Consider the following 12,156-nt stretch of genomic DNA (forward strand, 5'->3'; position numbering starts at 1 on the left):
CTGTCGAACCTATTCAGGAGACGTGGTGGCCCGGGGTCAATAACGCTTCCCCGAAAACTACTTTGCGTGACTGACCCGTTCCGTTATTTGGTGTTGTGGCTGATGGGCCCCCGCGGGGCGCGTGGGGCAGAATGCATGGTCGTGACGGTCTCGATTCACCAGCGCATCGCGGAAGAGCTCGGCGTCAGGGAACGGCAGGTGACCGCCGCGGTCGACCTGCTCGACGGCGGCGCCACGGTGCCCTTCATCGCCCGGTACCGCAAAGAGGCGACCGAGATGCTCGACGACGCCCAGTTGCGCACGCTGGAGGAGCGGCTGCGGTACCTGCGCGAGATGGAAGAGCGCCGCGCCGCGATCCTCGAGTCGATCCGCAGCCAGGGCAAGCTCGACGACGCCCTGGAGGCGCAGATCAACGCGGCCGACTCCAAGGCCCGGCTCGAGGACATCTACCTGCCGTTCAAGCCCAAGCGCCGCACCAAGGCCATGATCGCCCGCGAGGCCGGGCTGGAGCCGCTCGCCGACGGGCTGCTCGCCGACCCGACGGTGGACCCGCAGGCGGCCGCGGCCGTCTTCGTCGACGCCGAGAAGGGCGTGGCCGACGCCGCCGCGGCGCTGGACGGCGCCCGGGCGATCCTCGTCGAGCGCTTCTCCGAGGACGCGGACCTCATCGGCGAGCTGCGCGAGAAGATGTGGGGCCAGGGCCGGCTCGTCTCCAAGGTCCGCGAGGGCAAGGAGACCGACGGGGCCAAGTTCTCCGACTACTTCGACTTCAGCGAGCCGTACACCAAGCTGCCCTCCCACCGCATCCTCGCCATGTTCCGCGGCGAGAAGGAGGAGATGCTCGACCTGGTGATGGAGCCGACCCAGGACCCGGAGGCGCCGTCGCTCTACGAGCCGGCCATCGCCTCGAAGTTCGGCATCCGCGACGAGGGCCGCGCCGGCGACAAGTGGCTCGCCGACACCGTCCGCTGGGCCTGGCGCACCCGCATCCTCGTGCACCTCGGCATCGACCTGCGGATGCGGCTGTGGCAGGCGGCCGAGGAGGAGGCGGTGCGGGTCTTCGCCGCCAACCTGCGCGACCTGCTGCTGGCCGCCCCGGCCGGCACCCGCGCCACGATGGGCCTCGACCCCGGCTTCCGCACCGGCGTGAAGGTCGCGGTCGTGGACGCCACCGGCAAGGTCGTCGACACGCACACGATCTACCCGCACGTGCCGCAGAACAAGTGGAACGAGTCGATCGCGATCCTGGCCGCGCTGTGCCAGAAGCACAAGGTCGAGCTCATCGCGATCGGCAACGGCACCGCCTCGCGCGAGACCGACAAGCTCGCCGCGGACCTGGTCAAGCAGTTCCCGCAGCTGTCGGTCGTGAAGGTGATGGTGTCCGAGGCGGGCGCCTCGGTCTACTCCGCCTCCGCGTACGCCTCCCAGGAGCTGCCCGGCCTCGACGTGTCGCTGCGCGGCGCGGTGTCGATCGCCCGGCGGCTGCAGGACCCGCTCGCGGAGCTGGTCAAGATCGATCCGAAGTCGATCGGGGTCGGGCAGTACCAGCACGACCTGTCGGAGTCGAAGCTCAGCCGCTCGCTCGACGCGGTCGTGGAGGACTGCGTGAACGGCGTCGGCGTCGACGTCAACACCGCCTCCGCCCCGCTGCTGACCCGCGTCTCCGGCATCGGCTCGACCCTGGCCACCGCGATCGTCGCGCACCGCGACGCCAACGGCCCGTTCCGCAACCGCCGGGCGCTGAAGGACGTGGCCCGGCTCGGCCCGAAGGCGTTCGAGCAGTGCGCCGGCTTCCTGCGCATCCCGGACGGTGACGACCCGCTGGACTCGTCCTCGGTGCACCCCGAGGCCTACCCGGTGGTCCGGCGCATCCTGGCGACGACCGGCGGGGACCTGAAGGGGCTCATCGGCAACGGTACGGCGCTGGGCCGGCTCAAGCCCGCGGACTACGTCGACGACACCTTCGGCCTGCCGACCGTGACGGACATCCTGAAGGAGCTCGAGAAGCCGGGCCGCGACCCGCGCCCGGCCTTCAAGACCGCCGAGTTCGCCGAGGGCGTCGAGAAGATCTCGGACCTGACCCCCGGCATGCTGCTGGAGGGCGTGGTCACGAACGTGGCCGCGTTCGGCGCGTTCGTCGACGTGGGCGTGCACCAGGACGGGCTCGTGCACGTGTCGGCGCTGTCGCGCACGTTCGTGAAGGACCCGCGCGAGGTGGTCAAGCCCGGCGACATCGTGCGCGTGAAGGTGCTCGACGTGGACATCCCGCGCAAGCGCATCTCGCTGACGCTGCGCCTGGAGGACGAGGCCACCACCGCGTCCAAGCCCCGGGAGAACCGCGAGTCCCGCGGTGGTGGCGGCGGCGGTGGTGGCGGCCGGCCGCGCGGTGGCGGCGGCGGTGGCGGCGACTCGCGCCGCTCCGGTTCCGGGGGCGGCGGCGGCTCCTTCACGGGCGGCGGGGCGCTCGCCGACGCGCTGCGGCGGGCCGGGCTCGACAAGGGCCTCGACGGGCTCAAGGACCAGCAGCCGAAGCAGCGGCGGAAGTAGCGAGCCGCCACACCGTCGTACGCATGACGTCCCCGTCCTCCAGTGCCCGGCGGACGGGGACGTCGTATGTGGCCAGCTTCTCGAAGAGCCGCTCGGGCAGAAACCCCCGGCCGGGATCGCCGACGTAGGCGTCCGCGCGGCGCAGGAGCTTCAGCACCGTCTGCGCGACGCCGGCCGAGTAGAACACGTCGCCGGCCAGGATCACATCGGCCGGCACCGGCTCGGCGGCCGTTTCGATGACGACGTCATTGGCGACGGCATTCCTGACGGCGGCCGCTCGCGCCTCGGCATCGGTGTCGACGGCGATGACTTCGCGCGCACCGGCGAGTTTGGCCGCGATGGCGACGACACCGGAGCCGCTGCCGAGATCGACGACGCTTCTGCCGCTGACGACGTCCGGCCGGTCCAGGACGAACCGCGCGAGAGCCACTCCCCCGGGCCACGCGAATGCCCAGAACGGTGGCGGGGTGTCGCTGCGGTACCCATCGGTGGCATCAAACAACCGCACCCCCTCCGCGGCCAGTTCCAGCTCGACCTCCGGCAACAACGGCACCCGCACACAGCCCACCCTATCCGGCATCGGCGCGGGATCCGTCAATAACGTGATCGCGCTAATCGCGAATGGCACCGGGTCCGATTGTGCCAATCTTTTCATTGATCATCGCCGGTCAATGCCACACGGCTAGACTGAACTACGGCTCAGGGTGGAGCGAGTCGAGCAGCGCGCGGCCAGGGGGGTTTGACCGTGGGCCACTACTTCTTCTTCAGCTATGCCCGCCTGGACTGGAATAGGCACGTCGAACGGTTCTTCAACGAGCTGACGGCCGAAATCCGCAGCCATGCCGGCGTGGGCGGCGATGTCACCATCGGCTTTCGCGACAATGTGAACATCGAGCTGGGCGGCGCGTGGGAGAGCGCACTGATGCAGGCGTTGTCGGACAGCGCCACGTTTGTCGCTTTGTGCACACCGACCTATTTCAAGAGCCTCCAGTGCGGGCGGGAGTGGTCACTGTTCGCCGACCGGCTGTCGGGCTTTGCCGCCGGCGAACGGCCGCCGGTCATGCTGCCGCTGCTGTGGGTCCGCAACACACGATTGCCGGCGGTGGCGCAGCAGGTCCAGTACGCGACCGACCATCTCGGCCCCCGCTACCCGAAGGACGGTCTGCTCAACTGGTTCCGGCGGGGCCTCTACCAACGGCGGGCACAGCTCGTCGAGGCGCTGGCCGAGCACATCATCCAGGTCAAGGAGCGTCACAGCCTGCCGCCGCTGTCGCCGGCCGAGCGGTTCGAGTCCGCCATCAGCGCCTTCGGCTTGTCCGACGCCGCGCTGAGCACCCCGGCGATCCCCGACCCGCCCGTCGTGGCCACGCCGGCGTCCGCCCCGGCACTCGCCGGCGGCGCCCGCCCCGCGACCGGAACCGCCGCGCGTGCGGAGCCGAAGGCCCGGATGGTCAACTTCGTGATCGCGGCCGGCACCCGCAACGAGATGGACGGCGTCCGCCAGCAGATCGAGTTCTACAAGGACCGCGACCGCGACTGGGAGCCGTACCCGCTCGCCGATCCGCCCGCCCTGGCCAGGATGGCGACGAACGTCGCCCTCGACCACGACTTCGGCGCGCGGATCAGCACGATCGAGGACCTGCCGGGGCTGCGCGACGACATTCGCGAGCACAACGAGCTCGTCGTGTTGCTGATGGACGCCTGGGTGACCCGCTCCTCCAAGCGGGCGGCCGTGGACCGGTTCAACGAGGAGGTCAAGCGGCGCGACCTCGTGCTCGTACCGCTCAACGAGGACGACCTCGAGACCTATCTGGAATGGCGCACGCTCAAGCCCGAGGTGCTCGACCTGCTCGGGCCCTACTTCGCGAAGGTCGGCGAGCATCGGCCGCTGCCACTGCCGGTTCAGGACGTCGTCGCGCTCCCCCGGATGCTGCACGAGGCGCTGGTCACGGCGAACAACGACCTGTTCCGCGACGGCAACCTGCGCCGCCGGCTGCCGGGCGACGACGAGGGTGAGCCGCCGATGCTCGCGGCTCCGACCAGATGATGCGGGGGCAGGTTGGCATGGCGAGTGCGAAGGGGGTGAGGTGACATGGGCACCGGCAGGATTGTCACCTTCTACTCGTACAAGGGCGGCACCGGCCGGACGATGGCGTTGGCGAACGTCGCGTGGATTCTCGCCAGTCGCGGGTTTCGTGTGCTGGCCGTCGACTGGGATCTCGATGCGCCGGCGCTGCATCGATACTTCCGCCCGTTCCTCGACGACGACTACACCACCGCCACCGACGGCGTCATCGACCTGATCCGCAAGTTCAGCAACGCGATGCTCGACGAGCCGGCGGACGGGGAGAGCGCGGACTGGTACCTCGACTACACGCGGATCGAGGACTACGCGACCCGGCTGGCGTGGGACTTCGGCGGCGAGGGATACCTGGAGATCGTCTCCGCGGGGCGCCAGGACGGCGTGTACGAACAACGCATCCGCTCATTCGACTGGTGGTCCTTCTTCCGGCGGATGAGCGGCGCGACGCTGCTGCGGGCCCTCGCGGAGGACATGCGGGCCAACTACGACTTCGTCCTGATCGACAGCGCGGCCGGCATCAGCGCGATCTCGAGCCTGTGCACCCTGTCCCTCCCCGACGAGGTCGTCAACTGCTTCCGGCTCAACCTGCAAGGCATCGAGGGCTCGGCCGCCGCCGCCGAGTCGATCGCCCGGCACCGGGAGAGCGCGCCCATCCGGATGTTCCCGGTACCGATGTGTGTCGATCCGTCCGACGAGGGCCACGTCCAGCCGCTGCGCAGCCTGGCCCGCTTCCGGTTCGAGGGCTACCCGGCCGGGCTGGACGACCTGCTGGTGGAGGCCTACTGGGCCGATGTGGAGGTGCCGTACCACCCGCGGTACGCCTACGAGGAGACACTCGCCGTGTTCGGCGATCCCGGCGGTGACGAGCACGTCGTGCTGCGCGCCTACGAGCGCCTCGCCGGCGTCGTCAGTGGCGGCCTGGTCGACCGTCTCGCGCCGATCGCCGAGGCCGAGCGGCGGCGCGTGCTCGGCGACTTCGAGGTCGGCACCTCCAGGGCCCCGTCGGAGGTGCTGATCGGCTACGCGGCGGTCGATCGCATGTGGGCCGAATGGCTGCGGTCGATCCTGGCGCTCGCCGGAGTGCGGGCGACCTATCGCGAGATCGGTGACCACCTCGACCTGCAGCGGGCCGCCGAGTTCACGGACAGCGTCGGCCGCGCCAGCCGGCTGCTGCTCCTGCTCTCCGACGACCTGGTGCGCTCGTCGAGCGGGACCGAGGCCTGGAAGCACGGTCTCGACCGCGAGTGGGGCGGCCGCCGGCGCTTCCTGCTGCCGATCCGCACCGGCCAGATCCAGCTCACCGGCCCCTTCGCCGACCGTCCACCGATCGAGGTCGTGGGACGAAGCTGGCACGACGTGCGCACGGCGCTCTTCGACGCGCTGCACATCGCGGGCTCGCAGCCTGTCGCGGCGATCACGGCCGAGCCGTCGCTGGCCCCACGCTTCCCCGGCGACAAGCCGGCGGTGTGGAACGTGCCGACCCGCAGCACCACGTTCATCGGCCGGGCCCGGCTGCTGGAGAAGCTGCGCAACGAGCTGGCCGGGCAGACCGCTGCCGTCGTGCCCCAGGCGCTGTACGGCCTCGGCGGCGTCGGCAAGACCGTCGTGGCACACGAGTACGCCAATCGGTTCAGCGCCGACTACGACCTCGTCTGGTGGATTCCGGCCGAGGACCCGTCGGAGATCCCCGGCCACCTGGAGCAACTGGCCCATGCCATCGGCACGCCGATCGCGGCCAACCTCCAGGACACCGCCGCCGAGGCGGTCCGCGCTCTCGGCGAGAGCCGCCCGACGGGCCGCTGGCTTCTGATCTTCGACAACGCCGAGGACCCGGAGCAGATCCTGCCCTACATCCCCGCCGGCACCGGCCACGTCCTGGTGACCTCCCGCAGCCCGGCCTGGACCGACCTCGCCCGGCCGGTCCGCGTCGGCGTCTTCTCCCGCCCCGAGAGTGTCGCGCTGCTGCGGCGCATGGTGGAGGACCTGTCGGCGGAAGACGCCGACCGCATCGCGGCCAAGCTCGGCGACCTGCCACTGGCGGTCGAACAGGCCGCCGCCTACCTGGTGGCCGAGTCGACCAGCGGCGCGGCCGGGTCGCCGCAGACCGTGGAGGAGTACCTGCACCTGCTCGACGCGGAACCTCAGGCCGCGCTGCCGACCCGCCGCGAGGGCGGCTACCCGGAGCGCGCCGCGGCGATCTGGACCGTGTCGCTGGAACGCATCCGAGCCCGCGACGCGGCGGCCGCCAAGCTGATCGAGCTCTGCTCCTTCTTCGGGCCGGACCGGATCCCGCTGTCGCTGCTCTACAGCGAGGTCTGCGTCGACATCCTGGCCGAGTACGACCCGGAGATCGCGGAGTTCCGCGACCCGACCTCGATCGCGCCGAAGGTCCAGGAGCTGGCCCGGTACGCGCTGCTGCAGGAGGACGTCAGCGACTCCGGCGGCCAGGGCGTCGTCTACGTCCACCGCCTCGTCCAGGCCGTGATCAGGGACAACCTGGGGCGCGACGCGTGGGAGGCCAACCGCGCGCAGGTACATCGCATCCTGGCCCACACCCGCCCCGGCGACCCGGCCGACAGCCGGTCCTGGGAGGGGTACCGGGCGATCATCCCGCACCTCGGGCCCTCGAAGGCCCATCTGTCGAAGGTCGCCGACGTGCGGCGCATGGTCATCGATGCGGTCGTGTACCACCGCCGGCGGGGCGACTACGACAGCTCCGTGCGACTGGCTGACCTGGCGGTCGAGGAATGGACGCGGGAGTCGGGACCGGACCACCTGCAGGTTCTGCTCGTGCGGTATCAGCGTTCGGTCGCCATGCGCGCCCGAGGTGACTACCGGGAGGCGTATGACGAGAACCGCGAGGTGTACGAGCGGCTCAACGCGGTGGCCGGCCCGAACCACACGTACACGCTCGTGGCTGGCAACGGCCTCGGCAGTCACCACCGCACGTTCGGCCACTACGCCGAGGCCAGGGCCCTCGACGAGACGACGGTGGCCCGCTACAAGGAAAAGTTCGGCGAGAACAACCGCCTCACGCTGATGTCGATGAACAACCTCGCCGTCAGCCTCCGGCTCGTGGGCGAGTTCCGCGAGGCCGAACAGCTGGATCGCGAGATCTGGGAACGGCGGCGCCGAATCCTGCCCTACGACACGTACACGCTGTTCCAGGCCGGCAACTACGGGCGGGACCTGCGCGAGATCGGAAGGTTCCGCGAGTCCCGCGAGCTGCTGGAGAAGGTTCTGGACGACTGTCGCCGGATGCTCGGCGGCGAGCACGCCGATACGCTGCGCACGGCCAAGAGCCTGGCGGTCACCTTGCGGAAGCTCGGTGAGCCGGCCCAGGCGCGCGAGCTGACGACCTGGGCCTGGGAGACCTATCAGCGGACCGTCCAGACCGACGAGCTGGACTTCCTGGCGTGTCAGCTCAACCTCGCCTGCGACCTCTCGGCGCACGACGACGACGCGCTGGCCCAGCGGTACGCCGAGGAGGTGCTGGACCGCTACACCACCCTGCTCGGGCCGGCGCATGCCTTCACGCTCGCGTGCCTGAACAATCTCGGCATCTTCGTGCGGCGTCAAGGCGACCACGTCTCGGCCCGCGTGATGTCCGAGGCGGTCGTGGCGGGCCTGCACGGCACACTCGGACCCCAGCACCCGTACGTCTACGCCGCCGAGCTCAATCTCGCCAACGACCTGTTCGCGCTGGGGGAGATCGACAGCGCCCTCGAGTTCGACCAGCAGACGGTCAGCAACTTCACCCGGTCGCTCGGCCAGGACCATCCGGACACGCTGGCGGCGAGCATGAACCTGACCATCAGCCGAGCCCGGGCCGGCGACGCCACCGGGGCAACGGCGCTGTTCCAGCCGACCCTGGCCCGCATGCTCGAGGCGCTGGGACCAGGGCATCCGAACGTGCTGCAGATCAAGATCGAGGAGACGGCCCCGCCGGCCGTACAGACTCGGTTCAACTGCGATATCGAGCCGCCGCCGACGTGATCCATTCGGCGAGCCGGTGAGGGTCGGCGCCGGTGGCGGCGGATACCGCCCGGACGACCTCCGGATGCTCCACGAGCGGGCCCGTCCCGGCCTCGAGGGCGAGGCGAATCCAGGGATCGGCGCCACCGTCCGGCGCGAGCATCGCTTCGCCCAGGATCTGCTGGCGCTTCCGGTCGGCGACGGCCGGCACGCGGGCCGGGCGCGCCGCGGCCGGGCGGATGGTGGCTTCGGGCGTCGACGGGCAGCCCGTGCCGTCGTTCCAGGCGTCGGCCAAGCGCTGGACGCCGCCCGGGTCGGGCTCGGCGTTGTCCAGGCGCCATTGGACCCCGACCGCCAGCACCGAAGCCGACACGGCGGCGCGCACGTCAGCGCGCACCGGCTCCGCCTCCCAACGGCGCAGGGTCTCGGCCAGCCTGGTCACGAAACGATCGCCATGCGGCGTCAGCTCGCCCGACGCCAGCAGGCTGCGCGCTCCCGCCGACGTCTGCGCAAGCCAGTAGGCGAACTCGAACTCGGCGGCGGCGGAACCCGTTCTCATCCGCTCGACGCGCCAGAAGTCGGTCACGCCGACGTGCGCGTACGTGCCTTGCAACAACGCGCTGACGGTCCGCGGGTCGGCTCGCCACGGCGCGAAGTGCCGGGCGGGCCCGCCGGCCTCGTAGAGATCGACCAGGTCGAGCACGGCGCCCAAGGTCATGTGACGACACTCGTGGATCAGCGACAGCGCCAGGTCGGCCGGTCCGCTTCGGGCTTGGAGCGCGATCGCGCCGAACGCCTGGCGAGAGGCGGCGCTGACATTGGCACCACCGGGCGCGGTGACCGGCACCAGGGACCGCAGCGTGGCTCGGATGCCGGCCGCGTATTCGGGATGGTGCTCGTCGAGCAGATCCAGCGCCGCCCGGAGGTTGCGAACGAACTGCGCGGCGGTCGCGTCGTCAAGACGAGTCGCCGGCGCCCAGTCGAAGCAATTGCGATGTGGATCAGCGTCGTCCACCACGATTCCGGAGCCGAGCCGCCGCAGCGGGGCCCAGCCCGGGCGCGGCACGCTCAGCGGAGTGCCGGCCACGACCGAGCCGGCGCGCAGGCCCTCGGGACCGCTCTCGACCACCGCGGAACCGCCCTCGACACCGGAGAAGGTGCCGAGGCCGGGAAGTGTCACGCGATCCCCTGCGACTGGCACCTCGATGCGGAACGGCAGGCCGGCTCGTGCCGCCGCAGACGCGGCGTAGACGGCGAACAACCGCAGCCGGCCCGCCGGCTGACGGATCGCCTCCTCCGCCCAGACTCCGAAGAAGGGGTCGTACAGCACCTCGTCTGCGGCCTCCGGCGCCGCCGCCTGGGTGCGGACGAACAGTGTGAGGGCGGTGTCGAAGCCCTCGGCCCGGCGAAGAGCCGCGTCGCGGGCCGAGTCGTGCAGTGCCCTGACGAGCAGCATGCGCCTCGACTTCTGCGAAGCGGCGAGGAGCCGGTGCGTCTCGACCGTCCCGTAACCGGCGGCGAGGTCGTCGAGCTCGCCGGTTGTCAGTGCGTACGGCCGGATCACGCCGTGGTCTCCACCTTGGCCGCGCGCAGGCGTTCGAGGTCGGCCATCAGGCGATGCCGCACGTGAGCGATCAATCGGAACAGATCGGGACAGTAGACCGACGGGTGGTCGAGGCTTCCGGAGCCGAACCGGTGCGCGGGAAGACCGCCCCCGCAGATGCCGACGACAGGGCAGGACCGGCAGACCGCACAGAGCCCTTCCAGCCCGGCCGGGGTGTTCCAGGCGGGGTGGGCGAGCACGTCGCCGAAGCTGTGATCGAAGACGTTCAGGCCCGTGTCCGCGCCGCCGTCAACAGTGATCTTGAAGAAGTCGTTGTGCCCGATCGACCCGTCGGGCTCCACGGTCACCGCCATGTCCCGGCCGAGGCCGACGACCTCACTCTCACCACGGCCGCCGAGCAGCAGATCACAGATGGACTCGAAGAGCCGTATGGAGGTCTCTCGGATCGGAGCGTCGTACCAGCGGTCGAATACGGCGATCAGCCAGTCGGCGTACGGGGTCCGGGTCACATCGGCGCCGCGCCCGGGTGGCGGCCGGTCCCAGGTTCCGTGCGGAAGCAACAGGTCCATCCGAGGCGGAGCGAACCGGAGCAGATCCTCGTAGACCTGTACGGGATCGTTGGCGACGTCGATCGTGCACAAGATTCCGGCATAGAGATCGGGTTCGAGGCGGAGCAGGTCCAGCCCTCGCGCCACGAGGTCGAAGCTTCCGCGGCCGTCGGCGTAACGACGGTGGCGATCGGTGGCCCGTTCACCCCCGTCGAGGGACACACCCACCCGAATGCCATGCCGGCGGAACACGTCGAGAAACTCGTCGCTGATCAGCGTTCCGTTCGTCTGGGCGATGAACGAGACAGGCACCGGCACCACATCCCGGAGCACCTCGGCGGCGCGGTCAAGACGCCCGGGGCCGACGAGGAGCGGCTCGCCGCCATGGAAGACGATCTCCACGCCCGCGCACCGCCGCTCGGTGGCATACTCGGCCAGCCGACGAGCCGTCTGCATGACGATCGCCTCTGACATCGCCGCCGGCCTCCGCCGCCAGCCCTGATCCATATGCTCGTATATGTAGCAATAGTCGCATTGGAGATTGCAGCGACCGTTGATCTTGAGGAGCACCTGGCCGATCGGTAATGCGCTGACAGCCACCGGGCCCCCACCCTGTTCAGAGCGCCGCTTGGAAACGCGAAACATTCTCCGATTGATCGGAGTTCAGGTGCTCACGAACGCGCAGCAGCGACTCCGCGAGAACGGAGCGATCGAGACCCAGCAGGTCCTCGATGGACATGTCATGCAATGCCGGAATGTTGGCGATGACACCGGCCTCACGGGCCGTGGTGGTGGTCACCGGGCGCATCTTAGTGCGCGTCGCACACACCAGTATCGGTGGCTTACTCATGACTTCGCGCCTCCGCGTGACCGGGCTCCATACACAGACGGCCCACTGCACACTCTGCACCGCCTACCCAGCCCATGAGGCGTAAACGCACCGGTGTCGTGACCCTTGCTCCAGTCAACTTCGCCCGGCCGGCAAGGACGCTCCCTCGGCCGGTGGAAACACATGGTCAGACGTCATCGAACCCCCGCCGGGAAGCGGGCGATGTTCTGCTCGACCCAGGTCCGGAGCAGGGACAGCGGACCGTTGGCGTCGCGGCCCAGCGGGGTGAGGCTGTACACCACCCGGGGCGGAACCTCGGCGAAGACCTCGCGCTCGATCAGCCCGTGCTCCTCGAGCCGGCGCAGGGTCGCCGTCAGCACCTTCGGGCTCACGCCCTGCAGCCGCGCCCGCAGCGCCCCGAACCGCTGCGGGCCTGCCTCGAGCGCGCCGAGGGCGAGGGCGCTCCACTTGTTCGCCAGCAGGTCGAGCATGTCGCGGCAGGGGCAGCAGGCGGCGTAGACGTCATCGCGGTTCGGCATGCTGTGACGGTACCCAATGGGAAGTAATGACCCTTGCGGGTAACCACCGGTGCCGGAATAGCGTCGGAGGC

At 70.1% G+C, this 12,156-nt stretch carries 8 protein-coding genes; 3 read left to right on the forward strand and 5 right to left on the reverse strand.

The window, feature by feature from the left end:
* Window positions 1-135 precede the first annotated feature (135 nt).
* Window positions 136-2,547: a Tex family protein gene (locus AC6JBM_RS41615; protein WP_497979276.1), complete on the forward strand. Its 2,412-nt coding sequence runs from the start codon at window positions 136-138 to the stop codon at window positions 2,545-2,547.
* Here the strand turns inward: AC6JBM_RS41615 and AC6JBM_RS41620 are convergent.
* Window positions 2,513-3,106 carry a class I SAM-dependent methyltransferase gene (locus AC6JBM_RS41620; RefSeq protein ID WP_497979277.1) on the reverse strand — a complete coding sequence of 198 codons (594 nt, stop codon included), beginning with the start codon at window positions 3,104-3,106 and terminating at the stop codon, window positions 2,513-2,515. The two genes, AC6JBM_RS41615 and AC6JBM_RS41620, sit on opposite strands and share 35 nt — an antisense overlap.
* Window positions 3,107-3,292: 186 nt before the next feature.
* Here AC6JBM_RS41620 and fsxC point away from each other — a divergent pair, with 186 nt between their 5' ends.
* Together fsxC and fxsT are read left to right on the forward strand one after the other, a co-directional pair.
* The gene (gene fsxC, locus AC6JBM_RS41625; RefSeq protein ID WP_497979278.1) at window positions 3,293-4,594 is read left to right on the forward strand and encodes an FxsC protein; all 1,302 of its coding nucleotides are present in this window, start codon (window positions 3,293-3,295) and stop codon (window positions 4,592-4,594) included.
* Window positions 4,595-4,639: 45 nt separating this feature from the next.
* A complete protein-coding gene (gene fxsT, locus AC6JBM_RS41630; RefSeq protein ID WP_497979279.1) occupies window positions 4,640-8,626 on the forward strand; it encodes an FxSxx-COOH system tetratricopeptide repeat protein in 3,987 nt (1,328 codons plus the stop codon).
* On the opposite strand, the gene AC6JBM_RS41635 is transcribed toward fxsT, so the two are convergent.
* The 4 genes from AC6JBM_RS41635 to AC6JBM_RS41650 all read right to left on the reverse strand — a co-directional run bounded on the left by AC6JBM_RS41635 (window position 8,595) and on the right by AC6JBM_RS41650 (window position 12,085).
* Window positions 8,595-10,169: an HEXXH motif domain-containing protein gene (locus AC6JBM_RS41635; protein WP_497979280.1), complete on the reverse strand. Its 1,575-nt coding sequence runs from the start codon at window positions 10,167-10,169 to the stop codon at window positions 8,595-8,597. The genes fxsT and AC6JBM_RS41635 overlap by 32 nt on opposite strands.
* The gene (locus AC6JBM_RS41640) at window positions 10,166-11,317 is read right to left on the reverse strand and encodes an FxsB family cyclophane-forming radical SAM/SPASM peptide maturase (protein ID WP_497979281.1); all 1,152 of its coding nucleotides are present in this window, start codon (window positions 11,315-11,317) and stop codon (window positions 10,166-10,168) included. Before AC6JBM_RS41640 ends, AC6JBM_RS41635 begins: the two co-directional genes overlap by 4 nt.
* Window positions 11,318-11,333: 16 nt before the next feature.
* The gene (locus AC6JBM_RS41645; RefSeq protein WP_497979282.1) at window positions 11,334-11,516 is read right to left on the reverse strand and encodes a hypothetical protein; all 183 of its coding nucleotides are present in this window, start codon (window positions 11,514-11,516) and stop codon (window positions 11,334-11,336) included.
* A gap of 224 nt (window positions 11,517-11,740) precedes the next feature.
* Window positions 11,741-12,085, reverse strand: coding sequence for a winged helix-turn-helix transcriptional regulator (locus AC6JBM_RS41650; RefSeq protein WP_497979283.1), 345 nt, complete (start codon window positions 12,083-12,085; stop codon window positions 11,741-11,743).
* Window positions 12,086-12,156: the final 71 nt, after the last annotated feature.

Source organism: Dactylosporangium thailandense (assembly GCF_059739745.1).

Coding starts and splice junctions, on each gene's coding strand:
- AC6JBM_RS41615 (WP_497979276.1), top strand. CDS start 136: ATGGTCGTGACGGTCTCGATTCACCAGCGCATCGCGGAAGAGCTCGGC.
- fxsT (WP_497979279.1), top strand. CDS start 4,640: ATGGGCACCGGCAGGATTGTCACCTTCTACTCGTACAAGGGCGGCACC.
- AC6JBM_RS41650 (WP_497979283.1), bottom strand. CDS start 12,085: ATGCCGAACCGCGATGACGTCTACGCCGCCTGCTGCCCCTGCCGCGAC.